General features: G+C 68.3%; 28 protein-coding genes and 1 tRNA gene. 13 read left to right on the top strand and 16 right to left on the bottom strand.

Going from position 1 to position 26,229, the window contains the following annotated elements:
• The first annotated feature begins 16 nt into the window (after nt 1-16).
• From mdoH to P73_RS16800, 8 genes are all read left to right on the top strand, one after another.
• Nucleotides 17-1,828: a glucans biosynthesis glucosyltransferase MdoH gene (gene mdoH, locus P73_RS16765; RefSeq protein ID WP_052453364.1), complete on the top strand. Its 1,812-nt coding sequence runs from the start codon at nt 17-19 to the stop codon at nt 1,826-1,828.
• Nucleotides 1,815-3,056 (top strand): OpgC family protein, encoded by a 1,242-nt coding sequence (locus P73_RS16770; protein ID WP_052453365.1) that lies wholly within the window; start codon nt 1,815-1,817, stop codon nt 3,054-3,056. The genes mdoH and P73_RS16770 overlap by 14 nt, the downstream gene beginning before the upstream one ends.
• 166 nt (nt 3,057-3,222) lie before the next feature.
• A tRNA-Glu gene (locus P73_RS16775) sits at nt 3,223-3,297 on the top strand.
• Nucleotides 3,298-3,653: 356 nt separating this feature from the next.
• A complete protein-coding gene (gene cyoA / locus P73_RS16780; RefSeq protein ID WP_043870460.1) occupies nt 3,654-4,730 on the top strand; it encodes a ubiquinol oxidase subunit II in 1,077 nt (358 codons plus the stop codon).
• Nucleotides 4,723-6,711, top strand: coding sequence for a cytochrome o ubiquinol oxidase subunit I (gene cyoB, locus P73_RS16785; protein WP_043870461.1), 1,989 nt, complete (start codon nt 4,723-4,725; stop codon nt 6,709-6,711). Before cyoA ends, cyoB begins: the two co-directional genes overlap by 8 nt.
• Nucleotides 6,708-7,361: a cytochrome o ubiquinol oxidase subunit III gene (gene cyoC, locus P73_RS16790; protein WP_052453366.1), complete on the top strand. Its 654-nt coding sequence runs from the start codon at nt 6,708-6,710 to the stop codon at nt 7,359-7,361. The genes cyoB and cyoC overlap by 4 nt, the downstream gene beginning before the upstream one ends.
• Nucleotides 7,361-7,774, top strand: a complete 414-nt coding sequence (gene cyoD, locus P73_RS16795; protein ID WP_043870462.1) for a cytochrome o ubiquinol oxidase subunit IV — start codon at nt 7,361-7,363, stop codon at nt 7,772-7,774. The genes cyoC and cyoD overlap by 1 nt, the downstream gene beginning before the upstream one ends.
• Nucleotides 7,775-7,849: 75 nt before the next feature.
• On the top strand, nt 7,850-8,575 hold the full coding sequence (locus tag P73_RS16800) for an SURF1 family protein (protein WP_043870463.1): 726 nt from the start codon (nt 7,850-7,852) through the stop codon (nt 8,573-8,575).
• Here P73_RS16800 and P73_RS16805 read toward each other — a convergent pair.
• From P73_RS16805 to P73_RS16830, 6 genes are read right to left on the bottom strand one after another with little or no spacing between them, the layout of a single operon-like run.
• Nucleotides 8,560-9,006, bottom strand: coding sequence for a c-type cytochrome (locus tag P73_RS16805; RefSeq protein ID WP_052453367.1), 447 nt, complete (start codon nt 9,004-9,006; stop codon nt 8,560-8,562). The two genes, P73_RS16800 and P73_RS16805, sit on opposite strands and share 16 nt — an antisense overlap.
• 14 nt (nt 9,007-9,020) lie before the next feature.
• Nucleotides 9,021-9,470: a c-type cytochrome gene (locus tag P73_RS16810; protein ID WP_074743070.1), complete on the bottom strand. Its 450-nt coding sequence runs from the start codon at nt 9,468-9,470 to the stop codon at nt 9,021-9,023.
• Between the two features lie 7 nt (nt 9,471-9,477).
• Nucleotides 9,478-10,002, bottom strand: a complete 525-nt coding sequence (locus P73_RS16815; protein WP_043870464.1) for a methylamine dehydrogenase light chain — start codon at nt 10,000-10,002, stop codon at nt 9,478-9,480.
• A gap of 28 nt (nt 10,003-10,030) precedes the next feature.
• The gene (locus P73_RS16820; protein ID WP_043870465.1) at nt 10,031-10,627 is read right to left on the bottom strand and encodes a thioredoxin domain-containing protein; all 597 of its coding nucleotides are present in this window, start codon (nt 10,625-10,627) and stop codon (nt 10,031-10,033) included.
• Between the two features lie 18 nt (nt 10,628-10,645).
• The gene (locus P73_RS16825; RefSeq protein ID WP_052453369.1) at nt 10,646-11,173 is read right to left on the bottom strand and encodes a MauE/DoxX family redox-associated membrane protein; all 528 of its coding nucleotides are present in this window, start codon (nt 11,171-11,173) and stop codon (nt 10,646-10,648) included.
• Nucleotides 11,173-12,321, bottom strand: coding sequence for an amine dehydrogenase large subunit (locus tag P73_RS16830; protein WP_052453370.1), 1,149 nt, complete (start codon nt 12,319-12,321; stop codon nt 11,173-11,175). The genes P73_RS16825 and P73_RS16830 overlap by 1 nt, the downstream gene beginning before the upstream one ends.
• 192 nt (nt 12,322-12,513) lie before the next feature.
• Here P73_RS16830 and P73_RS16835 point away from each other — a divergent pair, with 192 nt between their 5' ends.
• Entirely contained in the window at nt 12,514-13,455 is a 942-nt protein-coding gene (locus P73_RS16835; RefSeq protein WP_043870466.1) for a helix-turn-helix domain-containing protein, read from the top strand.
• Nucleotides 13,456-13,467: 12 nt separating this feature from the next.
• Here P73_RS16835 and pepT read toward each other — a convergent pair whose 3' ends face one another.
• From pepT to P73_RS16860, 5 genes are all read right to left on the bottom strand, one after another.
• Nucleotides 13,468-14,706, bottom strand: coding sequence for a peptidase T (pepT, locus tag P73_RS16840; protein WP_043870467.1), 1,239 nt, complete (start codon nt 14,704-14,706; stop codon nt 13,468-13,470).
• A gap of 144 nt (nt 14,707-14,850) precedes the next feature.
• On the bottom strand, nt 14,851-15,879 hold the full coding sequence (locus P73_RS16845) for a GGDEF domain-containing protein (protein ID WP_245629190.1): 1,029 nt from the start codon (nt 15,877-15,879) through the stop codon (nt 14,851-14,853).
• Nucleotides 15,876-16,475, bottom strand: a complete 600-nt coding sequence (locus tag P73_RS16850; protein WP_043870468.1) for a heme NO-binding domain-containing protein — start codon at nt 16,473-16,475, stop codon at nt 15,876-15,878. The genes P73_RS16845 and P73_RS16850 overlap by 4 nt, the downstream gene beginning before the upstream one ends.
• Nucleotides 16,476-16,556: 81 nt before the next feature.
• Nucleotides 16,557-17,267: an HAD family hydrolase gene (locus P73_RS16855; protein WP_074743091.1), complete on the bottom strand. Its 711-nt coding sequence runs from the start codon at nt 17,265-17,267 to the stop codon at nt 16,557-16,559.
• Nucleotides 17,264-17,542 carry a DUF3572 domain-containing protein gene (locus P73_RS16860; protein ID WP_043870469.1) on the bottom strand — a complete coding sequence of 93 codons (279 nt, stop codon included), beginning with the start codon at nt 17,540-17,542 and terminating at the stop codon, nt 17,264-17,266. Before P73_RS16860 ends, P73_RS16855 begins: the two co-directional genes overlap by 4 nt.
• Nucleotides 17,543-17,677: 135 nt before the next feature.
• Here P73_RS16860 and P73_RS16865 point away from each other — a divergent pair, with 135 nt between their 5' ends.
• Nucleotides 17,678-19,054, top strand: coding sequence for a diguanylate cyclase (locus P73_RS16865; protein ID WP_043870470.1), 1,377 nt, complete (start codon nt 17,678-17,680; stop codon nt 19,052-19,054).
• Between the two features lie 111 nt (nt 19,055-19,165).
• Here the strand turns inward: P73_RS16865 and P73_RS16870 are convergent, their stop codons facing one another.
• From P73_RS16870 to P73_RS24525, 4 genes are all read right to left on the bottom strand, one after another.
• Nucleotides 19,166-19,705 (bottom strand): periplasmic heavy metal sensor, encoded by a 540-nt coding sequence (locus P73_RS16870; RefSeq protein WP_052453372.1) that lies wholly within the window; start codon nt 19,703-19,705, stop codon nt 19,166-19,168.
• 3 nt (nt 19,706-19,708) lie between these two features.
• The gene (locus tag P73_RS16875) at nt 19,709-20,131 is read right to left on the bottom strand and encodes a hypothetical protein (protein WP_052453373.1); all 423 of its coding nucleotides are present in this window, start codon (nt 20,129-20,131) and stop codon (nt 19,709-19,711) included.
• The gene (locus tag P73_RS16880; RefSeq protein WP_043870471.1) at nt 20,118-20,711 is read right to left on the bottom strand and encodes an RNA polymerase sigma factor; all 594 of its coding nucleotides are present in this window, start codon (nt 20,709-20,711) and stop codon (nt 20,118-20,120) included. Before P73_RS16880 ends, P73_RS16875 begins: the two co-directional genes overlap by 14 nt.
• A 90-nt stretch (nt 20,712-20,801) precedes the next feature.
• Nucleotides 20,802-21,371, bottom strand: a complete 570-nt coding sequence (locus P73_RS24525) for an EF-hand domain-containing protein (RefSeq protein ID WP_052453374.1) — start codon at nt 21,369-21,371, stop codon at nt 20,802-20,804.
• Between the two features lie 253 nt (nt 21,372-21,624).
• Between P73_RS24525 and P73_RS16890 the strand changes: the two genes are divergently transcribed.
• Nucleotides 21,625-22,062 (top strand): DUF983 domain-containing protein, encoded by a 438-nt coding sequence (locus P73_RS16890; protein ID WP_052453375.1) that lies wholly within the window; start codon nt 21,625-21,627, stop codon nt 22,060-22,062.
• 66 nt (nt 22,063-22,128) lie between these two features.
• Nucleotides 22,129-22,824, top strand: a complete 696-nt coding sequence (gene queC / locus P73_RS16895; RefSeq protein WP_043870472.1) for a 7-cyano-7-deazaguanine synthase QueC — start codon at nt 22,129-22,131, stop codon at nt 22,822-22,824.
• Nucleotides 22,825-22,886: 62 nt separating this feature from the next.
• On the opposite strand, the gene ppk2 is transcribed toward queC, so the two are convergent.
• A complete protein-coding gene (gene ppk2, locus P73_RS16900) occupies nt 22,887-23,858 on the bottom strand; it encodes a polyphosphate kinase 2 (protein WP_043870473.1) in 972 nt (323 codons plus the stop codon).
• A gap of 175 nt (nt 23,859-24,033) precedes the next feature.
• On the opposite strand from ppk2, the gene parE reads away from it, so the two are divergent.
• Nucleotides 24,034-25,989 (top strand): DNA topoisomerase IV subunit B, encoded by a 1,956-nt coding sequence (gene parE / locus P73_RS16905; RefSeq protein ID WP_043870474.1) that lies wholly within the window; start codon nt 24,034-24,036, stop codon nt 25,987-25,989.
• The last annotated feature ends 240 nt before the right edge of the window (nt 25,990-26,229 follow it).

A 26,229-nucleotide genomic window follows, 5' to 3' on the forward strand; every position in this document is an offset into this window, starting at 1 on the left:
AGGATCGAAGGTCGTCATGTCGCCCCTCCAACGCACGGCGCTCGCGCCAGATCGCAGGACACGGCTGCTTCGCGCACTGGCTCTCGCCTTTGCGGCACTGGCGGCCGTGACCGCCTCGACCCTCCTCGCCGAGGCGGCGATCCAGGACGGAACGGTCATCTGGGACGTGGTGCGCATCGCGCTCATCCTCATCACGACCGCCTGGCTCGCCTGGGGCGCGACCCTGTCCTTCGTCGGGCTTGCCTGGTCCTCGCGCAAGACGCCCGCCATCCCCGACCTGCAATCGCCGGCGCCGCGCGTCGTGGTGCTCGTGCCGATCTGCAACGAGGATCCGGTCGCGACCTTCGCGCGCATCGCGGCGATGGACCGCTCGATCCGCGCGGCGGATTTCGCCGCCGATATCGCGATCCTCTCCGACACCCGCGACGACATGGCCGCGCATCGGGAGCGCCAGACCTATCTGCGCCTCCTGAAGGAGACGGAGGGAGAGGGCCGCATCTTCTACCGCCGCCGGTCGGACAATCGCGGACGCAAGGCGGGCAATATCGAGGATTTCATCCGCCGCTCCGGCGGCGCCTACGATTTCGCGCTGATCCTCGACGCCGACAGCCTGATGGAAGGGCAGACCATCCGCGAAATGGCCGCAAAGATGCAGGCCGATCCGCAGATGGGCCTGTTGCAGACCCTGCCGAAGATCATCGGCGCGCAGTCCTTCTTCGGCCGCGCCATGCAATTCGCGGCCTCCTTCCACAGCCCCGTCTTCACCCGCGGCCTCGCCCGGCTCCAGGGCAACACCGGCCCGTTCTGGGGCCATAACGCGATGGTGCGGGTCAGGGCCTTCGCCGAAAGCTGCTGTCTGCCCGAACTCTCCGGCCCGCCGCCCTTCGGCGGCCATATCCTGAGCCACGACTATGTCGAGGCCGCGCTCCTCGCCCGCGCGGGCTGGCGCGTGCAGGTTGACTACACGATCGGCGGCTCCTACGAGGAAGGCCCGGAGAACATCCTGTCCTATGCCAAGCGCGACCGCCGCTGGTGCCAGGGCAACCTGCAACATTCCCGCCTCCTCCTCGGACCGGGATTCGCGGGCTGGTCACGCTTCGTGTTCCTCCAGGGCATCTTCGCCTATCTCGTCTCGCTGCTCTGGGCCGCCTTCCTCGTCACCTCCGTGCTCTCCACGATCCTCGCACCGGTGCCGAACTACTTCCCCGAGCCGCACATGCTCTTCCCGGTCTTCCCCGACGACCGGACCAAGGAGATCACCGCGCTCATCGTCGGCATCATGGGCCTTCTCATCCTGCCGAAATTCGCGATCCTCTACGAGGCCGCGCGCACCCGCCGCACCGCCGGCTTCGGCGGCGCGATCCGGGCATTCTTCTCCGTGCTCACGGAGATCCTGCTGTCCTCGCTGATCGCATCGCTGATGCTCATGTACCAGACCCGCGCCGTGCTTCAGGTGCTCGCCGGGCGCGACGGCGGCTGGCCGGCCAACCAGCGCGGCGAAGGCAAGCTGACCCTCGCCCAGGGCTTCCGCGCCGGCCTGTGGATCATGCTCACCGGCGGCGCGACGCTCGCCATCGTCGCGCGGATCGCGCCGGACCTGACGCCATGGCTGCTGCCGGTGAGCCTGCCCATGCTCGCCGCCCCCTTCCTCATCGCCTGGACCTCGCGGCCGCTGACGCACAAGCTCTTCACCGTTCCCGAGGAGGGCGCGCCCTCCCCCGTGATCGTGACCTGCCGCGAGATCCACCGCCGCTGGTGTGCCGAGAGCACTCCGCCGCGGTCCGACACCGCCCCGCAAACGACGGAGGCTGCCAATGTCACGGCATGAGCTGACCGTCGCCCCCGCGCTCGCCCGTCAGGTGAAGCGCCCGCGGGATCCGCGCATCGACGCGTTCCGCGGGCTCGCACTCCTGATGATCTTCTTCGATCACACGCCGGACAACCCCTACCAGTACCTCACGGTGCGCAACATCGGCTTCTCCGATGCGGCCGAGGCCTTCTTCATCATGTCGGGCGTCGCCGCGGGGTTGGCCTATTCCGGCCGCTTCCTGCCCGAAGCGCGGAAGGAAAAGGGCCTCTGGCATGCCGTCTCCCCGATGTGGAAGCGGTCCTGGACCCTCTATCTCACGCAGATCTTCCTCACCGCCATGGCCATCGCGATCTTCGCCGGCGGTGCCGTGTTCTTCGGCCTCGACACCCTGCTGACGCAGATCAATCTCAAGCAGGTCTTCACCAACACCGAGGAGGCGCTGATCGGCATCCCCCTGCTGGGACACCAGCTCGGCTATGTGAACATCCTTCCGGCCTATTCCGTGCTCCTCTTCGTGGGTCCGCTCGCGATCTTCCTGGGGGTCCGGCGGCCCTGGCACCTGCTCGCCGCCTCTGCCGCGCTCTGGTTCGCGGCCGGGATCTGGCGCCTGAACCTGCCGAACTATCCCAATTCGGGCGGCTGGTTCTTCAACCCGATCGCCTGGCAGTTCATCTTCGTCATCGGGCTGCTGACCGGGATCTTCCTGCACCGCGGCGAGCGCCTCGTGCCGAAATCGCCCTGGCTCTTCGGCCTCGCCCTCGGCTGGCTCGCGATGGTGCTCGCCTGGCGCTACCTGCCCGTCTTCGGCCCGTTCATGAACCACCAGATGTCGCTCCTCGCGAAGGCCGGACTGCCCTTCAACATCACCTCGCATGACAAGACCTTCCTGGCGGTGCCGCGCCTCACCCACGCGCTCGCGCTCGCCTATGTGCTGTCCTGCATGGGCTGGGTCACCCGCCTCACCGGGACACGGGCCTTGTCCTTCCTGCGCCTGCTCGGGCGGCAGGGGCTCCTGGTCTTCGCCACCGGCACCATCCTGTCGCTCATCGGCCATGTCGTCTACGGCGCGGCGGAGGAGGCCCGCTGGGTCGTCTGGCTCTACCCGCTCTTCGGGATCTTCGCGATGATCCTCGCCGCCTGGCTCGGCGACATCCAGAAGCGCGGACGCCGCGTCGCGGAGGCCCCCCCGGCCTCCTCGCCGCGCCCCGCACCGGCGACTCCGCCGCGGGCGATGGCGGCGGAATAAAAGCCCGCGCAAGGCAGCCGCCGCCCCTCCACACCGGCTCCGGCACGCCGGCGCGGCGGCCCTCCTGCCCGACCGCAGCCCGACTGCGGAAAAATGCGCGGCGGGAGCGAAAATCCCTCTTGCGCGCGGGGCCGGCATTTCATACAAGCCGCCTCACGCCAAGCGCGGCCCGTTCGTCTATCGGTTAGGACGCCAGGTTTTCAACCTGGAAAGAGGGGTTCGATTCCCCTACGGGCTGCCATTTCCCCCCCTCCCCCGGAACGGCCTCTCCCTTGTCTCCCCGTGCGACAGCGTACGCGGCTCAGAAGCGACTCCCCCGCAACCGGCGGTCGAGCCCGCGACCTTTCGCCCCGATCTTCGGAAAGCGGCCGCCGCGGTCCGGTCCCCGAAACGCCGTCCACACGGCGGCAGTCCCCCGGCACACCCCCGATCCGGCCTCAACTCTTTGTGAAATCTCGGGCTTCTTCCGCGAATGCGTCAACGCGCCACAGTGAGCTTCGCCGCAAACGGGCCTAGCCCCTTGTCGTATAAATCGTGGTCGGGCGTGCCGGCGACCTCGGCCGCCGGCGCCGTCCGGACAAAACAAAGGCACGCACATTGCATAGAATACGGCTTCTCCTGCTGGCTCTCGCCGGCGCTTTCGCGCTGTCCGGATGTCAGTATCACGTCCTGTCACCGCAGGGATGGGTCGGCGAGCAGCAGCGCAACCTGCTCGTCATCTCGACCCTGCTCATGCTGATCGTCATCCTCCCCGTCCTCTTCATGTCGGTCTATTTCCCGCTGCGATACCGCGCCGGCCGGGAGGACAAGTCGGATTACGATCCCTCCTTCGAACACTCGAACAAGATCGAGGCGGTGATGTGGAGCATCCCGATCCTCATCGTGATCGCGCTCGGATATTTCACCTGGGTCTATACCCACCGGCTCGACCCCTACCGCCCGCTCGACCATCTCGGCGCCGGCGCGCCGGTCGAGGTGGAAGCGGTCGCGCTCGACTGGAAATGGCTGTTCATCTATCCCGAGTTCGGCGTCGCCTCGGTCAACGAGCTGGCGATCCCCGCGGGACGCCCGGTGAACTTCCGCCTGAGCTCCGCGACGGTGATGAACACGCTCTCGATCCCCGCGCTCGGCGGCATGGTCTATGCGATGGCCGGCATGGAGACGAAGCTGCATCTCATCGCCGATGAGGAAGGCACCTTCCCCGGCCGCTCCGCGCATTATTCCGGGCCGGGCTTCTCGCAGATGACCTTTGACACGCTGGCCATGGACGAGGACGGGTTCAACGCCTGGATCGCCACGCTGCGCGCCGGGGACGAAACGCTCGACCGCGCCCGCTACCTCGCGCTCGAGGCGCCGACGATCGACGAGCCGGTGCGCCATTTCGCCTCCGTCGAGGAGGGCCTGTTCGACCGGATCACCGGCATGTGCGTCGAGGAGGGCAAGGTCTGCATGGGCCATATGATGATGCAGGACGAGATGGGCGGCGGCGGGCTCGAGGGCATCGCGAACGCGCCCGCCTACAGCTACGACCGCCAGCGCGCGATCGACGGCTTCGGCACGCGGATCGACCTGCCCGACCCCGATGTCGCGGCCTTCCACGAAGCCTTCCTCAACGACCCCGACGCGATCTGCGGCCCCGGCTTTGCCGGCACGGAGACCAGAAACAATGGCTAACGCACACCCCGCTGAAACCCTCTCCCCCGTCTTCGGGCGGCTCACCCCCGACTGGATCCCGCTTCACGAGCCGATCCTCGTCGGCACCTTCGCCGGCATCGCGCTCGGCGGCCTCCTCCTGCTCGCGCTGCTGACGCGCTACCGCCTCTGGGCGCCGCTGTGGCGCGACTGGATCACCTCGGTCGACCACAAGAAGATCGGGATCATGTACATGATCCTCGGCTTCGTCATGCTGGTGCGCGGCTTCGCCGATGCGCTCATGATGCGCCTGCAACAGGCGATGGCCGCGGGCGGCGCCGAAGGCTACCTGCCGCCGCATCACTACGATCAGGTCTTCACCGCGCACGGGGTGATCATGATCTTCTTCGTCGCGATGCCCTTCGTCACCGGCCTGATGAACTACGTCATGCCGCTCCAGATCGGGGCGCGCGACGTCGCCTTCCCCTTCCTCAACAACTATTCCTTCTGGATGACCGTCGCGGGGGCGCTCCTGGTCAACATCTCCCTCTTCGTCGGGGAATTCGCACGGGTGGGCTGGCTCGCCTTCCCGCCCCTGTCGGGGGCGAGCTATTCCACCGGGCCGGGGATGGATTACTACCTTTGGGCGCTCCAGATCGCCGGCGTCGGTACGACCCTGTCGGGCATCAACCTGATCGCGACCATCCTCAAGATGCGCGCGAAGGGCATGCGCCTGTTCGACATGCCGATCTTCGCCTGGACCACGCTCATCACCAACGTGCTGATCGTCGTCGCCTTCCCGGTGCTGACCGCCACGCTCGCGCTGCTCACGCTCGACCGCTACCTCGACTTCCGCTTCTTCACGAACGATTTCGGCGGCAATGCGATGATGTATATCAACCTGATCTGGATCTGGGGCCACCCCGAGGTCTATATCCTCATCATCCCCTGTTTCGGCGTCTTCTCCGAGATCGTCGCAACCTTCTCGCGCAAGCCGATCTTCGGCTATCGCACGATGGTCTGGGCCACGGCCTGCATCATGGTGCTGTCCTTCGTCGTCTGGCTGCACCACTTCTTCACCATGGGATCGGGGGCGAACGTCAACACCTTCTTCGGCATCACCACGATGATCATCGCCGTGCCGACGGGGGTAAAGATCTTCAACTGGCTCTTCACCATGTACAAGGGATCGGTGCGCCTCGAGGTGCCGATGCTCTGGACCATCGGCTTCCTCGTCACCTTCACCATCGGCGGGATGACGGGCGTGCTCCTCGCCGTGCCGCCGGTGGATTTCCAGCTCCACAACACGCTGTTCCTGATCGCGCATTTCCACAACGTGATCATCGGCGGCGTCGTCTTCGCCGTCTATGCCGCCGTCACCTACTGGTGGCCGAAGGCCTTCGGCTTCCGGCTCGACGACACATGGGGCAAGCGCAGCTTCTGGTTCTGGCTCACCGGGTTCTACGTCGCCTTCATGCCGCTCTACGCGCTGGGGCTCATGGGGGTCACCCGCCGCATGAACGCCTACCCGGACCCGGCATGGCAGCCCTATTTCATCGTCGCGGCCATCGGTGCGGTGCTGATCCTCATGGGCATCCTCTCGACCTTCGTCACCTTCTACGTCTCGATCCGCGACCGCGCCGCCCTCGCCTGCGGCAACGATCCCTGGGACGGGCGCACGCTCGAATGGGCGACGCAGTCCCCGCCCGCGCCCTACAACTTCCCCGAGGGCATCAAGGTCGTCGGGCGCGAAGCCTTCTGGTACATGAAGCAGACCGGCTTCAGATGGTCGGGCCGCTATCACCCGATCCACATGCCGAAGAACACCGCGACCGGCGTGCTCCTGTCGGCGGGGGCGCTCGTCTTCGGCTTCGCGATGGTCTGGTACATCTGGTGGCTCGCCCTCCTGAGCTTCGCGGCCATGCTCGCCCTCGGGATCGCCCATACCTTCAACTACAACCGCGACTATTTCATCCCGACCGAGGACATCGCCGCGACCGAAGCGAAAGGAGCCTCGGCATGACGACCACCGAGTTCGACACCGACATCGACTTCCCGCCGGAGAACCCGGTCCCGCATGTGCGGGGCCGCGATCCCGAGGAATTCGACCACGGCCCCCATGTCAGCCCGACGCCCATCGGATTCTGGATCTACCTGATGAGCGACTGCATCATCTTCGGGGCCCTGTTCGCGACCTATGCGGTGCTCGGCGGCAACTATGCCGGCGGCCCCGCGCCGAAAGACCTGTTCGAGGCCGGCTTCGTCGCGGTGGAAACCGCGCTGCTGCTCGCCTCCTCGATCACCTTCGGGCTTGCCATGCTGGCCGCCGACAAGGGAAAGCGGGAAACCACGCTGAAATGGCTCGCCGTCACCGGCCTTCTCGGGGCGGGCTTCATCGGGATGGAGCTCTACGAGTTCAACCACCTGATCCATATCGGCGCGGGACCGGACCGCTCCGCCTTCCTCTCGGCCTTCTTCGCGCTCGTCGGCACCCACGGGCTGCACGTCACGGGCGGGCTGATCTGGCTCATGACGCTGATGGTGCAACTCGCGCAGCGCGGGCTCACCACCGAGAACATGCGCCGCCTCGGCACGCTGTCGATGTTCTGGCACTTCCTCGATCTCGTGTGGATCGGCGTCTTTTCCTTCGTCTACCTCGTGAGGCTGATCTGATGGCACATGACACGCAACTCCACGACCACGACCACGACCACGACCACACGGAGCACGGCCACGGCACCATGGGCCAGCTGATGATCGGCTTCGCCCTCGCCGCGCTCCTGACGATCATCCCCTTCGCCCTCGTCATGGGCGAGGTCGATCTGAGCCGGTCCACGCTCATCGCCCTCATCATGGGCCTCGGCGCGGTCCAGATCGTCGTGCATCTCGTCTTCTTCCTCCACCTCAACGCCTCGAAGGAGGAGGGCAACACGCTCATGGCGACGATCCTCGCGGTGCTCATCCTCGCCATCGTGCTGGCGGGCTCACTCTGGGTGATGCACAACATGAACGAGAACATGATGCCGCAGCACGAGATGGACCGGCATATCGAACGGATGAAGAGCCTTCAGTCGCAACAGGGCTAACTGTCGTTCCGAACTCCACGGCCGGGGCCCTGTCCGGGCGGCCCCGGCCTTTCCCTTCCTTCGAGGATCTTCGCGATGCGTCTCTCCGCGCGCCTTCTCATCGCCACACTCGTCGCCGTGATCGGCGTCGCGGGCTTCACGAGCCTCGGGATCTGGCAGGTGCAGCGGCTCGGATGGAAACTCGACCTGATCGAGCGGGTGGAGGCCCGCATCCATGCCGATCCCGTCCCTGCCCCCGGTCCCGAGGACTGGCCGGCGATCACGGCGGAGAGTGACGAATATACCCGCGTCACCCTCACCGGCAGGTTCCTCGACGCGGAAGAGGTCCTGATCTACACGCCCTCCGATTTCGGCCCGGCGGATTACGTGCTCACGCCGCTCGCGCGCGACGACGGGACCGTGGTGATGGTCAACCGCGGCATCGTGCCGCTCGAACGCGCGCAGGCCGGCGACTATACCCGCGTCGCGGGAGAGACCACCGTCACCGGCCTCCTGCGCATCTCCGAGGACGAGGGCTGGCTGTTCTCGCGCGACAACGATCCCGACAACGGCCTCTGGAATCGCCGCGACATCGGCTCCATCACCGCGGCGCTGGGGCTGCGCAACGCCGCGCCCTATTTCGTCGATCAGGAATTGACGGACCCGCAGGGCTGGCCGCGCGGCGGGCAGACCGTCGTCCATTTCCGCAACGCCCATCTGGGCTACGCGCTGACATGGTTCACCCTCGCTGCGGTCGTGGCGGGCGGCTACGTGCTCCTCCTGCGCCTCGAGACCCGCGGACGCGGTCAGGGCCAGGGGTAATCCGCCACCGTGACGCCCATGGCGTCGAGCTCCTCGACGACGAGCCGGCGATAGGCCACCACGTCGGGCACCGCCTCGGCGCGCCGGCGGGTGACTTCCTCCCCCGTGAACCGGGCAATCCCGCCCTCCGGCGCCCCGCCCCATGTGTCGATGACGTAATTCATCACCCCGGCGATCTCCGCATCCGTGAGCGAGGAGCCGACGACGCCCGGCACATGCATCATGTAGGTGCGCCCCCGCTCCGTCGCGGCGATATGGCCCACGCTGCCGGGAAAGGCCGGGATGCCGCCCTCGGGCGAGCCCGCGCCCCCGAACCCGTGACACCCGGCACAGCGCAGCACGTAATTGGTGTAGGCCGACCGCTCCGGCTGGTCCGCCGCTGCCGCGGCGCATGGCAGGGCGGCAAGCACGAGGGCCGCAATCCGTCGCATCCTCTCTCCTTTCCTCACTCCGCGGGGCGCATCGCGCGCAGGTCCGCATGGCTCGGGCGCGTCTCCCGCGCCGCCGCGATCTCCTCGACGCCCAGCGCGCTGCCGGTCTCCCCGAGCGTGCCGAGCACCCATGTGCCGATCTCCGCAAGCTCCTCGTCCGTCGTGCCCGCCACCGGGGGCATGATGAGGCCGGCATAGGTCTGCCCCTCGACGACGAGCGTGCCGTTCAGGCCCGAGACCATCACGCCCGCAAGATACTCCGGCGCCGCCTCGCCAAGCCCCTGCCAGAAGGCCGGGCGGTCGAGCGGCGGCGCAAGCCCCGGATTGCCGGTCCCGCCCGTATTGTGGCAGGCGGCACAATGGATCTCGAACAGCGCCTCGCCGTCTTCGGCCAGCGCCGGAGCGGCGGCGAGAAGGGCCGCGGCCAGCACCGCAGCCCTCCGGTCGGTCAGTCCCGATCGCACCTCCGGCTCACTCCGCAAGGCCGACGACCACCGACACGGTGCAGTGATAGCCCTTGTCCGTGTTGGCCATGCACCAGTTGATGTCGTTGTAGAGCCCCATGCGATAGCCCGGACGTTCGCCCTCGGACGTATAGCAGAAGGTCGCGGAGCCGACCTGCGGCTTGCCGCAGCAGTCGTTGTAGGACACGAGGTAGTCGCGCCCGTCCTCCGGGTTCGAACAGGTGCCGACCCAGGACACGGCCGAGGCCGAGGACCCCGGCGGGCATTGCGTGAGCGAACCGCCCGAGGTGGAACAGAGGTTGCCGTCGAGCGCGCAATGCCGCCAGTAGCCGCAGGCGTCGTCCTCCGCCGCCCCCGCCGCGCTCGCGCGCCGGTCGAAGGGCAGGATCGGGCTCGCCACCACGCCGCCGAGGATCGTGGCCCCGGCCTTCGCCATGAAGCTGCGCCGCCCGAGGCTGCGCGCCGCCGTGCGCGCACCGGTCTCCACGCGCCGGTCGAGGGATTTCATCAGTTTGTCGATCAGTCTGGTCATCGTCGGAACCTTTCGGAATGGGTGAGGGTCAGGCGGTCATGCGACCGGAGGCCACGGCGGCCTGGAGCGAGGGGATGCCCGTCTCGGAGGCGGTGAAGAGGCTTTCGAGCTGTTCGCGCGAATTCACGAGCCCCTTGGCGCGCACCCGCCCGTCCGGGCCGATCAGCACCGCAAAGGGCAGTTTCGCGACCTTGAAGGTCATGCCGAGGTCGGGAGAAAGCACATAGGGGAAGCTGTCGAGCGCCTCGGCCTCGATCAGCCGCCGATGCGCCGCCTCGCGCCCGTCGGAGGCAAGCACCACGTCGAGCCAGCCGCGCTCGTCGTCCCGGATCGACCGGATCGCGGGCAGGAGCGCCTTGCAGATCGGGCAGGTGGTCGAGAGGAAGAAGACGAGCTGCGCCCGCCCCTCCGGCCCGCCGAGCGGAAGCTCCGCCCCGTTGAGGTTCGGCAGGCGCATCGCCGGGACGGCCTCCCCGATCTCGGGACCGCTGTCGCTGATCATCGCGCCCACGGGGGAGACCCGCTCGAACAGGATGCCGATCTGGCGCGCAAGCGCGAAGATGATGGCGATCTGGACGAGCACGACGACCCAGAGCGCGATATTGGAAAAGATGAGTATGGTCATATCCTTGTCCTTCCTCGCTCATCCGGCCTGGCGGATGTGCGGCAGATGCGAGGCGAGCTTTTCCGCCACGCCATAGATCGCGGTGAGCGTCAGCCCGGCGGTGAGCGCTATCGCCGCCCCCGCCGCGCCGAGCGCGCCGACCGGAATCGCGGCGACGATGAGCGCGGCCAGCGTCAGCAGCGCGTTGCGCGCGAGCGTGAGCGGGGAGACGACCTGCGGCACACCTCCGCAGCCGCAGTCGATCTCGGTCCGCCCGCGCAGCAGCGCCAGCGCCATGAGCCCGCCATAGCCCGCAAAGAGCCCCGCCGCGAGGAGCCCGCCGGCCGGCCGGGTGAGCGGCACGATCAGGGCCGCGACGGCAAGCACCTCGAGCCCCGCGAGCCCGCGCACGATCGCGGGCACCATGTGACGCGGCGCAATGGCATAGCCCTGCGCAAATCCGACCGTCTCGTGGAACGCCGTCCACTTGTGGAAGGCCGCGCGCGCGATCACCAGCACGAGAAAGGTGGTGAGCGTCGCCGCCGCAAGCTGTCCGAGCCCCGCCATCAGCGATCGAGCTCCATCACCGTCGGCCAGCCCGCGATGTCGAATTCCTCGCTGAGCTCGAGCGTCACCTCCTCGCCCGTCTCCACGGTATAGAGATAGACCATCCCGTCCTCGTTCGCGCCATAGAGCATCGGCTCCTCGGTCTGGGTCACCGCGAGGCTGTTCTCGTGATTGGCGGGCGAGCGGCCGACGACGGATTTCGTCTCCATGTCCACCGTCCAGATCTCCGTCGCGCCGTTCTTGTGCGACCCGTCGTAGGAGGCCGAATGCATCAGCACGAAGGCGGTGTTCGTCGGCGCGTTATAGGCGATCACCTCGGAGCCGCCCGGCGCCCATCCGCCCAGCACGCCCCCCGTCAGCGGGATCGTCTCCGACAGCACCGGCACGTCGCCGCTGTCGTCCACCACATAGAGCGTGCCGCCATAGGAAAGGTAGACCAGCGTCTCCCCCACCCGCACGCCATTGGTAAAGAGCGCATCCGCATCCACGTCGAAGATCGGCTCGGACTTGCCCGGCTCGCCGAACCCGCCCTCCGCATCGAAGCTGTAGCTCTGGAAGGTGCCGTCGCCGCAGATCGTCGTGAACTTCATCCCCGAGGTCGCCGGGAACGCGCCCCAGCAGCCGGGCGTCGGGATCTCCGCGATCTGGGCGCCCGCGGCAATGTCGATCACGGAGATCGAGGTGGCGGGCGTCGCGTTCTGCGCCAGCGCATAGGCTTCGTCGGCGGTCAGCGACAGCAGCGCGGGCTGGGCCTCGACATGCGCCATCTTGTTGCCGAATTCGAACTCGCCCTTGATCGACAGCGTGTCCACGTCCCAGCTGTGGAAGACGTTGGTCACCTCGCCATAGGTGTAGCGCGCGAAATAGACCGAGGTCGTGTAGAGCGTCCGCCCGTCGCCGGACAGCACCATCTGCGCCGTCGTGCCCGGCCCCACGTTGCCCTTCATCGCGAAATCCTCCGCACCGAGCACGTTGACCGAGGACGGACCCGCCCATTTCTGGTCGAGCACGAACAGGTTCGGCCCCTCGTCGATGCGCTCCTTCACCGTCAGCGTCTCGGGTTCGATCGGCGCGGTCTCGTCCTGCGCAAAGGCCTGCCCGCAGATCGCGGACAGCGCCAGGAAGGCGGCGGCGGTTCTCTTCATCATCTGTCTCCCGTGATGGATTCACCGCCGAGCTTAGAAAGCCGTCGCCCCCTCCCGCTATCCGCTCTTCCCGGAAAAATATGCCTATTCGTTCAGCAGTTTGCAAAATGCGCCAGTTTCCCGAGCCAAAGCCTTGACTTCATCTCGCGCCCCGCGCGCAGAGTGAGGCCACTGCTTCACCCGGACCGGCCCCAGATGTTCACCAACGCCTCCCGCGACCTCTCCGCTCCCTCCGCACCCGCACGGCTGCGCGAGAGCCATTTCGACTGTTTCCTCGACCAGGAGGCCGCCCTCGACGGCTGGGACCAGATCTATCGCCAGCTCGCTCCCGGCGCCTTCAGCGGCCATGTCACCACGCTCGACTGGGGCGAGATCTCGCTCAGCCGCGAAACCGTCAACCTCTGCGTCGAAAACGCCTTCCGCCTGCCCGAAACCCACCTGTGCTTCGGCTTTTCCGTCGGACGCCCGGTGAAGCTCGCACAGGTCTCCGACCGGATGGCGCGCGGGGTCGGGACGCTGCATGTGCCGGAGGAAAATTACCACGTCATCACCCGCGGCGATGCCGATTACGTGCTCCTGACCGTCCCGCGCGCGATGCTGCCCGACCGGTTCGGCGCCGCCGCGCGCCTCATCCGCGGGACGGAGGCGCAGGCCATCGCCGACTGGATGCTCGCCCTGCTCGAAAGCGCCCGCACCGGGCTTGCCAGCGACAGCCTGCTCGCCCTTGCGCCCGACCTCCTGCTCGACCGGATCACGCTCTGGGCGCAGTCCGACAGCCGCGGCATGGTGCCGTTTCGGCACCGCCGCGGCCTGCTCAACGACCTGCTGGCGGCCTGCGACGGCCTGACCGCCGAAACGCTCTCCGTCGGCCATCTCGCGCGCCTGCTCGGCCGCGACCGCGCCACGCTCCGCACCATCTGCCTCGAAGAGACCGGGATGCGGCTCGACGACGTGCTCAAGGGCCGCCGCCTCAGCGAAGTCTACCGCCGCCTGCGCCTCGCCGGCCCGGAGGACACGCGCGTGTCCGATGTCAGCATGGAATTCGGCTACCTGCACTGGGGACGCTTCGCCCAGAGCTATCGCGCGATGTTCGGCGAACGCCCCTCCGACACCCTGCGCCGCCCGCGCCCATGCTGAGAGCGGCGCGGATCAGCCCCGCGCCGCCTCCGCGACCAGCGCGAGCATGAGCTCCGTCGCCTTCGCCATGTCCTGCACCGAGATCCATTCGAGCGGCCCGTGCAGGTTCTGCATGCCGGTGAACAGGTTGGGCGTCGGCACGCCCATCTCGGTCAGACGCGACCCGTCCGTGCCGCCCCGGATCGGTGTCGAGACCGGCGTGACCCCGATGGCGCGGCAGGCCGCCTCCGCAAGCCGCACCGGCCTCATGTCCTCCTCGAGCCAATAGCGCATGTTGCGATATTGCGGCCGGATCTCGCAGGCGACCGTCGCCCGCGGCTCTCCCGCCGCCACCGCCGCACAGACCTTGCGCAGGATCTCGCCCTTCTGCGCCAGCCCCTCGCGCTCGAAGTCGCGCAGGATCAGCCGGATCGTCGCCTCCGCCGCGGTGCCGTCGAGCTCGGTGACATGGATGAACCCCTCCCGCCCCTCCGTCGTCTCCGGCGTCATCGTCGCCTGCGGCAGCGTCTCCACGATCCGCGCGGCAAGATGCAGCGCGTTGACGAGCCGGCCCTTCGCCGTGCCGGGATGGATCGACACGCCGGTGATGCGCACCTCCGCCCCGTCCGCCGAAAAGGTCTCGTATTCGATCTCGCCCAGGCGCCCGCCGTCGAACGTATAGGCGAACTCCACCCCCAGATCCTCCGGCAGGCGCGGATCCACGCCGCGCCCGATCTCCTCGTCCGGGGTAAAGGCGATGCGCACCGGTCCGTGCGCAGGCCCCTGCCGCGACAGGAGCTGCCGCGCCGCCGTCATGATGACCGCGACCCCCGCCTTGTCGTCGGCCCCCAGGAGCGTTGTGCCGGAGGCGGTCACGATGTCGTCGCCCCGCTTCTCCCCGAGATAGGGACAGGCCTCCGGCGAAAGCACGAGCGCGGGATCGTCGGGAAAGCGGATCTCGCCCCCGTCATAGCCCCGCACCACCCGCGGTTTCACCCCGGTCGCGCAAAATTGCGGCGCGGTGTCCACATGGGCGAGAAAGCCGATCGCCGGCGCCTCCGCCCGCCCCGGCACCGTGGCGAGCACCGTGCCGTAGCCGGTCAGCACCACATCCTGCGCCCCCATCTCCCGAAGCTCGCGCTCGAGCAGGCGCAGCATGTCGAACTGCACCTCCGTGCTGGGCCTGCGCGCGGAGCTGTCGTCGCTCTGGCTGTCGATTGCGGCATAGCGCGTCAGCCTGTCCTCGAGTTCGCGGTCGAATTCCCCTGCCATGATGCCTCCTTCGCGGTCGGGCCCAGAAAGCGCCCCGCGCGCGCAGGTGTCAAGCGGACCCGAGCACCACCGATCGAGACGGCGGCTTAAGCGGCCCCCCGCGCGTGGGTGTCAAGCCGGTCTCAGGACGATGCCGAGGCGCCATCAAGGCGGCCTGTCACGGGCGCCCGGCCGCGCCCGCCCCGTCCCGGCCGCGGGGCGGTGGTGCCGCGCCGGGTCGAAGAGCGTCGCCCGCCCCCGCCCCTCGGATTTCGAGGTGTAGAGCGCGAGATCCGCATCCTGGATCATCTCGTCGGCGTCGGGATGGCGGTAGAGATCGGTGGCGGTGATCCCGATCGAGCCGGAAATCCGGCACAGCCCGTCCTCATAGGGGATCGGAACCTCGAGCCGGGCGATGATCCGCTCCGCCACGCCCAGAAGCCGGCGGCGATCAAGCACATCGGTGAAAAGGAGGATGAATTCGTCCCCGCCCACCCGTGCGACCAGGTCGTCGCCCCGGCTCTCCTCGCGCAGGATCACCGCCACGGCCTGCAACACCGCGTCCCCCGCGGCATGGCCGAAGGTGTCGTTGACGCGCTTGAAATAATCGAGATCGAGATGCAGTATCGCGAAGGCGATCTTCCCGCGCAGCATCCGCTGGAGGACGTGATCCATCGCGCGCCGGTTCCTCAACCCGGTCAGGATATCGGTATAGGCCTGTTCCTCCGCCATCAGTTTCGCCCCCTGGAGACGGATGTTGAGCTGCTTCGTCTCCTCGAGCACCGCCGATTTCGCCTCCACGAGATAGAGCATCTCGATCGCCAGGTCGGTATGGGCGAAATCTCCCGCGGTGAGGCGGTATTCGGCCACCGCATCGACGATGGAAATGCCGAAGGCGAGGTTCAGCACGTTGAGCCCCCGCTCCGGCAGCGGGACCGCCATGCCCTTCAGCGCCGTCGGCTTTCCCTCCCGGAAGGTCAGGTAGAGCCGGGTGAACAGCGGCAAGGGCCCCTCCCCCGAGCCGCGGCCATTGTCGCGCACGGAAAAGATCGCCCGCACGTCGCGGCCCTCGAGCGCCGTCCGGCTGCGCAGCTTCGCCAGCGTCGGCCCGGCATGGACGATGCGCCCGTCGTCGTCGTAGATCAGGCTCATCGGCAGGAAGGCCTCGATCAGTGCGAAATCTCCCCCTGTCACGCCACCCCCCGGACCCCGCCCGACAGATCGAAGCTGCGCCCCTGCGCATAGGCCGTCTCGAGCAGGTGGATGGTGACGGCCTCCTCTCCCGAATCCCGCCAGCCCTCATGCTCGAGAAAGACGAGCGCGCCGTAATCGTCGGCCATCGCCCGCATCACCCCGACCACGGCATATCCGAAACCCGGCATCGCGTTCGAACAGATGAGCCGGAATGTGCCGTCGGCATTCGCCTCGACCGAGAGCGCGGGCACGTCCAGATCCGGGAGCGCAAGCCGCACCCGCCCCTCGATCTCGTTGAGGGAAAACAGGAATTCCGTGAAATTCTCGCCGCCGAACCGCAGCAGCCGCCGGATCGCCTCCACATTCGGGTGGGAGACGAGATAGGTCCCGAGATCCTCCAGAAAGGTCTCCACGGGTTTGTGCAGGTGCCGCGCGGCATGGCCGAGCACGTCGAGCGTCACCTGGTCGGGATAGCTCAGCATCGCCTCGAAATTGTCGAAGCCGAGATTGGCGTTCTCCGCCACCTTCTGCCAGGTGCGGGGACCGTAGGTGTCGCGCAGAAAACACTGGATCGCCCTGTTGATCATTCCGTGCATGACGGCACGCCCCTCGCTTGCTTCCGGGACATGTCTACCGCAGCGGTCTTAAGAAAATACCAACGCCGGCAGATCGGGCGGCTAGCCTCCCAGGATCCAGTCGGACATCTCCGCGACCGAGGGAAAGAGCGCGTCGGCGAAGGGGGCGAGCTCCGCCGCGCCGGCGACGCCCGTCAGAACGGCGACGGTGCGCATCCCGGCGGCGCGGCCGGCGTTGAGGTCATGCAGACTGTCGCCCACCATCACGCAGGCATCCGGCGCGACGCCGAGCCGCGCGGCGGCGCCGGTGCAGGGATCGGGACGCGGCTTCCCGCCGAAGCCGCTGTCATAGCCGATCACCACGTCGAAGGCATCGGCCACGCCCATCTGCACCAGATGGGTGCGCGCCGCCGCCTCGAAATCGTTCGTCACCACCGCCAGCGCGATCCCCGCCCCGGCGAGGCGGGCGCAGCTTTGCGCCAGTCCCTCGACCGCCACGGGGGCGAATGTCGCGGGCTCGGGCGTCAGCCGGTCGAGCATCTCGGCATCCCGCGCGCGCGGGAAATAGGGGCGCAGCGCGGCGAGCACGTCCTCCGGCGTCCCCGCGATCACCGGACTGCCGGGCCGGAACAGCGCCGCGCGCCGGTCGAAACCCAGCGCCTGCGCCACGGCCGCGGCCTTTTCCTCATCGGCGCCGCAGAGCCCGTCGATCACGCGCCGCGCCCAGGGGCCCCAGCTCTTCTGGAAATCCATGAGCGTGCCGTCCTTGTCGAACAGCACCGCCGCGATGCGGCCGCGGGCGGGGACCGTCACGTCCAATGCACCTCTCCCCCGCCCGGAAGCGCGTGGCGCGCCCGCATCAGATCCCGCGGATCGAGCCGGGTGTCCTGCGCACAGGCGGTCACCCAGTCGTCGTCCTGCGTCACGAAATCGAGCACGGCGAGCAGCACGTCGCCATCCCTCGCCCGCTGTTGCAGCTCTGCGGCGGAAATGCCGCTGGCGCCGAGAAAGACGGGAAAGATCTCGTCCTGCGCGGCAAGCCAGGCGAGCGTCCTGAGCGCGATGAGTTCGGCGGAGTCCTGCTGCATCTGCGGGTCACCCTCCCGGTCCCGGAAACCAAATCTTAACCTTTTTCAACCAATTTCCCAGGGAAGTGCAACACCCTGATGGCAATGATCCCCAAGACGCGGCAGACAGCAGAAATCGCGCAGCGAGAGGACCCGATGACGGGCAGTATTCTTATCGCGGACAACGTTCCGACGAATCGCATCATCCTGAAGGTGAAGCTGTCGTCGGCCTTCTACGAGGTGACGCAGGCGACGAGCGGGGCGGAGGCGCTCGCGCGGGCGCGCAGCGAGCGCCCGAACCTCGTCCTGCTCGACATCGACCTCGGCGACATGACCGGCTACGCGGCCTGCGCCGCGCTGAAGGCCGATCCGCTCACCGCCCATATCGCCGTGGCCATCATCACCCCGCCCCGCGACCAGGAGGCGAAGATCGCGGCGCTGAAGGCGGGGGCGGACGAGGTGCTCGGCAAGCCGCTCGACGCGCCGACCCTCAGCGCGCGGGTGCGGGCGCTCATGCGTGCCTCGGCCACCTCCGGCGAATTGCGGCGGCGGGGGGAGACGGTCCGCGCACTCGGCTTCGCCGAAGCGCCCGCGACCTTCGGCCGGCCGGGCCGGATCACGCTGGTCGGGTCCACCGCCGAGGAGGCGATGGGATGGCGCGTGGGGCTGCGCGGCATGATCCACGACGAGATCGTGATCGAGCGGCGGGAAAAGGTGCTGCGTGCGGTCCACGACGGCGCGCATTCCGACCTCTACGTCATCTCCACCCGGCCGGGGACCGGCGAGGGGCTGCGCCTCATCTCCGATCTGCGCGCGCGGGAGGCGACGCGGCACGCCGGCATCATCGTCGTCCACGGCCAGCAGGAGCGGCGGGAGGCGCTGATGGCGCTCGACCTCGGCGCCAACGATCTCATCACCCGCGGCGCCGACCCGGAGGAAATGGCGCTCCGGCTGCGCACGCAGATGCGGCGCAAGCGCGATGCCGACCTGCTGCGCCAGATCCTCGACGAGGGCCTGCGCCTCGTGTCGATCGACAGCCTCACGCGGCTCTACAACCGCCGCTACGCGCTCGCGCATCTGGAAAAGATCGCGGAAGAGGCGCGCACGGGCGGACGGCATTTCGCGCTCATGCTGATCGACATCGACCGCTTCAAATCCGTCAACGACACGTTCGGCCATGCCGTCGGCGACGCGGTGCTCGCCGAGGTCGGCCAGCGGTTGCGCGACAGCCTGCGCGGGATGGACCTGGTCGCGCGCTTCGGCGGGGAGGAATTCCTCGTCTGCATGCCGATGACCTCCCTGACGGAGGCGCGCGCGGCGGCGGAGCGGCTGCGCGTGACGATCTGCGACCGGCCGATGACCATCGCGCCGGACGGCACGCCGGTCACCGTCTCCGTCTCGATCGGGCTGGCCATGGGGGGCGGCCCCGACCGCTCGGCCATTCCCGACCTTCTCGCCGTGGCCGACCAGGCGCTCTACAGCGCCAAGGCGGAGGGGCGCAACCAGGTCACGCTCGGCTCACATGCCGCCTGAGCGCCCGCGCGGCAGTCACAGGGAACCGGAACGGGCGCCAGACCAGACTGGCTCTGAAACGGGTGCCGAGACGGGCGCAACCTCCGGCGCGCAGCGCCGGCGCCGGCTGGGTCAACGGTCGGAGGCCGCCTCGCGCGGGCGATCGCCGCCATGCGGCGGGTGCGGCGGGCGCGTCAGAATTTCCTCGAGCCGGTCGGCATAGGCGATCCGGTCCTCCGGCTGCATCTCCCCGATCCGCGCGACCACAAGCTCGGCGCCGATCTTCTGGCGTGCGGCGAACCGCGCGTGCTGCGCCAGGAGCAGCGCCTGGAACCGTTCCGCGTCGAAAGGTTCGGCACGCAGCGTGGCAATGAGCGTCTCCACGCTCTCTCGCGCCTCCCGCCGTGCCGCGCGCCAGTCGCCCGCCTCCTCGACAAAGGCGCGGCCCAGCGCGCGCCGGTCCTCGCGGCTGAACGCGCCGACATAGGGTCCGAAGCCGAAATCGCGCGTGTGCATCGCCCGCGCGCGGTCCCGCGCCGCGTCCCAGCGCAGCGCCATGCCGATCCCCGCCCCGAGGATCGCCAGGTTGAGCGCCAGGGACAGGACCAGCACGATGCGGCCCCACCGGATGCCGCGCCTGCGCCCCTGCGTCATGTCCGTCTCTCCGCTCATCGCTCACCCTTCCATCGCGAGGTCGTAAAAGCTCGGCACCAGATTGTCGAGCGCATCGTCCGAAAGCGCGGCTTCCGCCGACAGGTCATAGCCCTCGCGGGCGGCAAGGCCGGAAATCATCCCCGGCGCGCCCAGCCCGATCGCGAGCCCCGCGACTCCCGCCGTGGCGAGCCCCGCCACCGCCCGCCAGCCGCCGAGCGCGGCGACGATCGCCGCCATCGCCGGATGCCGCGCCCGCGGGCGATCCGCCGCGCGCCGCCGCGCCGCATCCGCCTCCCGCCGGGCAGTCTCGGCCTGCGCATCCGCCATCACCCGCAGCAAAAGCGCCTCCGACGGCGTCGGCGCCGCCGCGCGCGCCTCCGCGAACAGCGTCTCGAGCGCCGCCTCCGCCGCCTCGTCCGTCCAGATATCCTTACGATCCGTCATCTTCGAACCCCAGTCTCTCGCGCTCGCAGGCCAGAAGCCCGGCGAGCGCTCTCTTGCCGCGGGCGATGAGACTTTCCACCGCCTCCACGCTGACACCCAGGATCTCCGCGATCTCGGGATTGCCCAATCCTTCCATGTGCCGCAGCACCACCGCCTCGCGCTGCCGCTCCGGCAGGGTCGAAAGCGCGGTACCCAGCGCCTCCGCCCTCTGCCGCTGCATCAGCACCGCATCCTGCGAGGGCCGGCCATCCTCCGGCTCGGCGATCTCGTCGAGCCGCGTTCCGCGCGCGCGCCGCAGCCGGTCGGTGCAGAGGTTGGCCACGACCCGGTAAAGCCATGTCGTCACCTTCGCCTCGCCCTGCCGCCAGTCCGGCGCGATCTTCCACAGCCGCAGCATCGCCTCCTGCGCGACATCCTCGGCCTCCGCCCGGTCCCGCAGCATCCGGGCAGCCTGCGCCAGCACCCGCGGCGTGAGCCGCAGCGTGAGGGCGCGTGCCGCCGTCACGTCGCCATTGCCGAATGCGATCAGCAAGGCCTCGTCGGTCACGTCGTCGGTCTGGGCGTCGAATGGCATCTGCATACCTGCTTACCGGTATCCCAGGCGGGGCGCGGCGTCCACCGTCCCGCCCTGCGACCGGGCGGGCGGTCGGTCCGCCCGCCCGTCGCGCGGTCAGTCGTCGCCGGCGTCCGGCTGCATCGTCCCCTGTCCGCCCGCGCCGGTCCCGCGCGGCCTGCCGAACTCGTCCTCGCTCAGGACCCCGTCACCGTTGCGGTCGAGCCGCTGGAACATGGTCGGCTGCGGCCGGGTCGTCAGCTCCTCGACGCTGAGCGCGCCGTCGCCATCGGTGTCGCGCGCGGCGACCATTTTTTCGGTCATCGCCCTCATCCGTGCGGCCCGCTGCGCCTCGTGATAGGCGAAAAGCTCCTCCGCATCCGCGGTCCCGTTGCCGTCCGTGTCGATCTCCGCGAAACGCGCGTCGCGGAAGGCCGTGAGTTCGCTTTCCGAAACCTGCCCGTCGCCATCCGCGTCGATCTCCGCGAAATCGGCCCCTGCCCCGAACGGCATCATCCCGCCGCCCATGCGCGACATCATGCCCCCCTGCCAGGGGTGGCCGGACCGCCCCTCCATGCCGTGATGCCGGCCCCAGCCGCCGGACCCGGAGCCGCCGGCAAAGGCGGCGACCGACCCGGCGAAAACGGCGGCGAGGGCAAGGCCCGACACAAATACGTTGCGTTTCATGGTTCACTCCTCTTTATATACAGCCCGTCGCGCCGCGCGGGCGGACCCGTTCCGTGGCGCATGACATCAATTGAAACGCGCAGGCGCCGGCATTCCGTCGGAGGCGGCGATAAACAGAACGTGACCCCGCGCGGGCGCCCTCGGGAAGGAGGCGGCGGCGCGGCATCGGGACGCAGAGACAGCACCGCCCGTTTCCCGCAAAACACCACCTTCCCCGGACTCACGCCCGTATCTCAAGAGAGGCGAAGCGCACATGCTCGATACCCACACGCCCAGGGCCCACACGGCGGCCCATACGGATGGCGCAGTCGGCGACGGCGAACGGCCCCTGCGGCCGGCGCTCCTGCGCGGCTGGAAACGGCGCTGCCCGGCCTGCGGCAGCGGCCCGATCCTCAAGGGCTACCTGACCGTGCGGGAGGCCTGCCCGGTCTGCGGCGAACCCTTCCACCACCACCGCGCCGACGACGGCCCCGCCTATCTCACCATCCTCATCGTCGGGCATCTGATGGCACCGATCCTCGGCTGGTTCTACGTCGCCTTCCGTCCCGACCCGCTGTTCCTGATCGCCGTCTTCGCCACCGGCTGCGTCGCGCTGTCGCTCTACCTGCTGCCGCGGCTGAAGGGGCTGATCGTCGCCTTCCAGTGGGCCAAGCGCATGCACGGCTTCGGCGAGGAGGGCGAGGCGGGCTGAGCCCCGCGCGAATCGCCCCTCCACCACCGGTCGCAGCCTACCCGGTCATCAAAACAAGGACACGCCATGAGAACCCTCGTCATCTGTTCCGGCGGACTGGATTCCGTCACCCTCGCCGATCTCGTGGCGCAGGAGGGACACCTGTCCCGCCTCGTCTCCTTCGACTACGGCCAGCGCCACGCGCGGGAACTCGACCATGCCGCCCGCGCCGCGGCCCGTCTCGGCGTGCCGCATCACCTCATCGACATGCGCGCCATCGGCGCGGCGCTCACCGGCTCCGCACTCACCGACGATATCGAGGTGCCCGACGGCCATTATGCCGAGGAGACGATGCGGATCACCGTGGTGCCGAACCGCAACGCCATCCTGCTCGCCGTCGCCTATGGCATCGCCGCCGCGGAAGGCGACACGGCGGTCGCGACGGCGGTGCATGGCGGCGATCACTTCATCTATCCCGACTGCCGCCCGGCCTTCACCGCGGCTTTCGCGGCGATGCAGGAGGCGGCGCTCGACGGCTATGCCACGGTCACGCTGCTGACGCCCTTCGTGCACCGCTCCAAGGCCGACATCGTCGCGGAGGGCGCCCGCCTCGGCACGCCCTTTGCCGACACATGGTCCTGCTACCGGGGCGGCGCGCGGCATTGCGGGCGCTGCGGCACCTGCGTTGAACGGCGCGAGGCCTTCGCCCTTGCGGGGGTTCCCGACCCGACCGTCTACGAGGATCCGGAATTCTGGACGGACGCCGTCGCCGGCCGGAGATGATCCCCGCGATCCGTCGGGCCGCAGGCGCCGGACCGCCGGCCGCATCCGCACAGGCGCCCGGCTCACGCCGCGCCGTTGCGCCCGCGCCGCGCGTCCGGGTGCAGCGCCCGGCCCAGGATGTGTTCGGCCCTGTGCACCACATGCCCGGCCTGGCCGACGATCAGCGGATCGGGCGCGCCGACCACCGCCGGATCCTTGTCCGGATAGTCGATCGTGGACAGGAAGTGTTTCATGCAGTCGATCCGCGCGCGCTTCTTGTCGTTCGACTTCACGATGATCCAGGGCGCATCCGCCGTATCCGTGTAGAAGAACATCGCCTCCTTCGCCTCGGTGTAATCGTTCCATTTGTCGAGCGACGCCTTGTCGATGGGCGAAAGCTTCCATTGCTTGAGCGGATCGGTTTCGCGCGCCAGGAACCGGCGCTGCTGCTCGGCCTGCGTCACCGAGAACCAGTATTTGTAGAGCCGGATGCCCGAGCGCACCAGCATCCGTTCGAATTCCGGCGTCTGACGCATGAATTCGAGATATTCGTTCGGCGTGCAGAAACCCATCACCCGCTCGACACCCGCCCGGTTGTACCAGCTGCGGTCGTAGAACACGAATTCCCCGCTCGTCGGGAGGTGTTCGACATAGCGCTGAAAGAACCACTGGCCCCTTTCGCGCTCGGATGGCTTGTTCAGCGCGACGACGCGGGCGTGGCGCGGGTTGAGATGTTCCATGAACCGCTTGATCGTGCCGCCCTTCCCGGCCGCGTCGCGCCCCTCGAACAGGACCACGAATTTCTCCCCGCTCTCCAGCGCCCAGAGCTGCGCTTTCAGCAGCTCGGCCTGAAGCGCCACCTTCTCCGCCTCGTAATCGCGCCGGGTCATCCGCCTGCGATAGGGAAATCGCCCGGTTTCGAAGGCGGCGCGGATGCGGTCCGGCGTCACGGTCGGGAATTGCTTCGCCTCGGCGGGCGCCGGCACGGCGTCGCCGGGGACGCTCGCGTCCGGGGTTTCGCATGCTGTCTCCTGCGGGGTCCGGGGGGTCGTCATGCTGCACGTCTCCTTGGCTGGCGGCTGTGGGTCCGCTGATACACCATTCCGCCGCGCCGCGCCTTGATCCAGAGCAGGGTTCGGCCGCGAAGATCCCACCATAGCTTGCGTCCCGCGCGCCCCGATGGTCTAATCCTTGGCCATACAAGGTGACACAAGAATCGAGCAAACCCATATGTCCGAAGATCTTCTGGCCGGCGCAGACCAGTCCTATGACGCCTCCTCCATCGAAGTGCTGGAAGGCCTCGAACCCGTCCGCAAACGGCCCGGCATGTATATCGGCGGCACGGACGAGCGCGCGCTGCATCACCTCGTGGCCGAGATCCTCGACAACTCGATGGACGAGGCCGTGGCCGGCCATGCCAACCGCATCGAGCTGATCCTGCACGCCGATTACTCGGTCACCGTCACCGACAACGGCCGCGGCATCCCGATCGACCCGCATCCGAAATTTCCCGGCAAATCCGCGCTCGAGGTCATCCTCTGCACGCTCCACGCGGGCGGCAAGTTCTCCGGCAAGGCCTACCAGACCTCGGGCGGGCTGCACGGCGTCGGCTCCTCCGTCGTCAACGCGCTCTCGGAGTCCATGATCGTGCAGGTGGCGAAGAACAAGGAACTGTTCGAACAACGCTTTTCCCGCGGCATTCCCGAAGGCCCGGTCGAGAAGATCGGCGCGGCGCCCAACCGGCGCGGCACCTCGGTGAAATTCCATGCCGATGCGGAGATCTTCGGCTCCCTCCGCTTCAAGCCGAAGCGCCTCTTCACCCTCGCCCGCTCCAAGGCCTATCTCTTTTCCGGGGTGGAGATCCGCTGGAAATCCGAGATCGACGACGGGGAGACGCCGACCGAGGCGACCTTCCGCTTTCCCGGCGGGCTTGCCGACTACCTGACGGAGACGCTGGGCAGCGCCTCGACCTATTCCGACCGCCCCTTCGCCGGCACGGTCGAATTCCAGCCGCGTTTCGGCGTGCCCGGCAAGGTCGAATGGGCGATCAACTGGACGCCCTCCCGCGACGGGTTCATCCAGTCCTATTGCAACACCGTGCCCACGCCCGAGGGCGGCACCCATGAGGCGGGCTTCTGGGCCGCGATCCTCAAGGGCATCCGCGCCTATGGCGAGCTCGTCGGCAACCGCAAGGCGAAGGACATCACCCGCGACGACCTGATCACCGGCGGCTGCGCGCTCGTGTCCTGCTTCATCGCCGATCCGGAATTCGTCGGCCAGACCAAGGACCGGCTCGCCACCTCCGACGCCACGCGGCTCGTCGAGAATGCGGTGCGCGACCATTTCGACCACTGGCTCTCCGCGGATACGAAATCGGCGGGCGCGATCCTCGATTTCCTCGTGCTGCGCGCCGAGGAGCGGATGCGGCGGCGGCAGGAAAAGGAAACCGCGCGCAAATCCGCCACGAAAAAGCTCCGCCTTCCCGGCAAGCTCACCGATTGCAGTTCGAAGGACCGCGCCAACACCGAATTGTTCATCGTCGAGGGCGATTCCGCCGGCGGCTCCGCCAAGGGCGCGCGCTTCCGCGAGACGCAGGCGCTTTTGCCGCTCAAGGGCAAGATCCTCAACGTGCTCGGCGCCGCCTCCGGCAAGCTCAGCTCTAACCAGGAGATTTCCGACCTCTGCGAGGCGCTCGGCACCGGGATGGGCACGCGCTTCAACCTCGATGACCTGCGCTACGAACGCATCATCATCATGACCGACGCGGATGTGGACGGCGCCCATATCGCCTCCCTGCTCATGACCTTCTTCTACACCCAGATGCGCCCGCTCATCGACCAGGGCCACCTCTATCTCGCCTGCCCGCCCCTCTACCGCCTCACCCAGGGCGCGAAGCGGGTCTATTGCCTCGACGAGGCCGAACGCGACGCCTGGCTGGACAAGGGCCTCGGCGGCAAGGGCAAGATCGACGTGAGCCGCTTCAAGGGCCTCGGCGAAATGGATGCGAAGGATCTGAAGGAAACCACGATGGACCCGGCCACGCGCAAGCTGATCCGCGTGACGATCGACGAGGACGAACCGGGCGAAACCGCCGATCTGGTCGAGCGGCTGATGGGCAAGAAGCCGGAGTTGCGCTTCCAGTATATCCAGGAGAATGCGCGGTTCGTGGAGGAGCTGGACGTGTGATCCGGTCCCCTGAGCGGGTCTCACGGGACAGGGCCGGCGCATTTGCAAGGGCACCCCGGTCCGGCCGCTGTGACGCGGCCTCCGCGTCCGGGCGCAGGCGTCGGCGGCTGGCGGTGCGGAACGTCGTCGGTCGGATATCGCCATCTTGTTCCCCGGTCTGAGCTGCGGCATCGCCACCCGGCACCGGTGGCTGCGCCTCCATGGATAGCCCAAAGATCTTAATTCATTATGACCTCCCCG

The sequence above is a fragment of the Celeribacter indicus genome (genome assembly GCF_000819565.1).
In the GTDB taxonomy this organism is placed as follows: Bacteria; Pseudomonadota; Alphaproteobacteria; order Rhodobacterales; family Rhodobacteraceae; genus Celeribacter; species Celeribacter indicus.

Coding starts and splice junctions, on each gene's coding strand:
- P73_RS16890 (WP_052453375.1), top strand. CDS start 21,625: ATGCTCGATACCCACACGCCCAGGGCCCACACGGCGGCCCATACGGAT.
- P73_RS16850 (WP_043870468.1), bottom strand. CDS start 16,475: ATGCACGGAATGATCAACAGGGCGATCCAGTGTTTTCTGCGCGACACC.
- P73_RS16835 (WP_043870466.1), top strand. CDS start 12,514: ATGTTCACCAACGCCTCCCGCGACCTCTCCGCTCCCTCCGCACCCGCA.
- P73_RS16820 (WP_043870465.1), bottom strand. CDS start 10,627: ATGACCATACTCATCTTTTCCAATATCGCGCTCTGGGTCGTCGTGCTC.
- P73_RS16865 (WP_043870470.1), top strand. CDS start 17,678: ATGACGGGCAGTATTCTTATCGCGGACAACGTTCCGACGAATCGCATC.
- pepT (WP_043870467.1), bottom strand. CDS start 14,706: ATGGCAGGGGAATTCGACCGCGAACTCGAGGACAGGCTGACGCGCTAT.
- P73_RS16815 (WP_043870464.1), bottom strand. CDS start 10,002: ATGACCAGACTGATCGACAAACTGATGAAATCCCTCGACCGGCGCGTG.
- P73_RS16880 (WP_043870471.1), bottom strand. CDS start 20,711: ATGCAGATGCCATTCGACGCCCAGACCGACGACGTGACCGACGAGGCC.
- queC (WP_043870472.1), top strand. CDS start 22,129: ATGAGAACCCTCGTCATCTGTTCCGGCGGACTGGATTCCGTCACCCTC.
- cyoD (WP_043870462.1), top strand. CDS start 7,361: ATGGCACATGACACGCAACTCCACGACCACGACCACGACCACGACCAC.
- P73_RS16825 (WP_052453369.1), bottom strand. CDS start 11,173: ATGGCGGGGCTCGGACAGCTTGCGGCGGCGACGCTCACCACCTTTCTC.
- cyoC (WP_052453366.1), top strand. CDS start 6,708: ATGACGACCACCGAGTTCGACACCGACATCGACTTCCCGCCGGAGAAC.
- mdoH (WP_052453364.1), top strand. CDS start 17: ATGTCGCCCCTCCAACGCACGGCGCTCGCGCCAGATCGCAGGACACGG.
- P73_RS16860 (WP_043870469.1), bottom strand. CDS start 17,542: ATGCAGCAGGACTCCGCCGAACTCATCGCGCTCAGGACGCTCGCCTGG.
- P73_RS16830 (WP_052453370.1), bottom strand. CDS start 12,321: ATGATGAAGAGAACCGCCGCCGCCTTCCTGGCGCTGTCCGCGATCTGC.
- P73_RS24525 (WP_052453374.1), bottom strand. CDS start 21,371: ATGAAACGCAACGTATTTGTGTCGGGCCTTGCCCTCGCCGCCGTTTTC.
- cyoB (WP_043870461.1), top strand. CDS start 4,723: ATGGCTAACGCACACCCCGCTGAAACCCTCTCCCCCGTCTTCGGGCGG.
- P73_RS16870 (WP_052453372.1), bottom strand. CDS start 19,705: ATGAGCGGAGAGACGGACATGACGCAGGGGCGCAGGCGCGGCATCCGG.
- P73_RS16770 (WP_052453365.1), top strand. CDS start 1,815: ATGTCACGGCATGAGCTGACCGTCGCCCCCGCGCTCGCCCGTCAGGTG.
- P73_RS16875 (WP_052453373.1), bottom strand. CDS start 20,131: ATGACGGATCGTAAGGATATCTGGACGGACGAGGCGGCGGAGGCGGCG.
- P73_RS16805 (WP_052453367.1), bottom strand. CDS start 9,006: ATGCGACGGATTGCGGCCCTCGTGCTTGCCGCCCTGCCATGCGCCGCG.
- ppk2 (WP_043870473.1), bottom strand. CDS start 23,858: ATGACGACCCCCCGGACCCCGCAGGAGACAGCATGCGAAACCCCGGAC.
- P73_RS16800 (WP_043870463.1), top strand. CDS start 7,850: ATGCGTCTCTCCGCGCGCCTTCTCATCGCCACACTCGTCGCCGTGATC.
- parE (WP_043870474.1), top strand. CDS start 24,034: ATGTCCGAAGATCTTCTGGCCGGCGCAGACCAGTCCTATGACGCCTCC.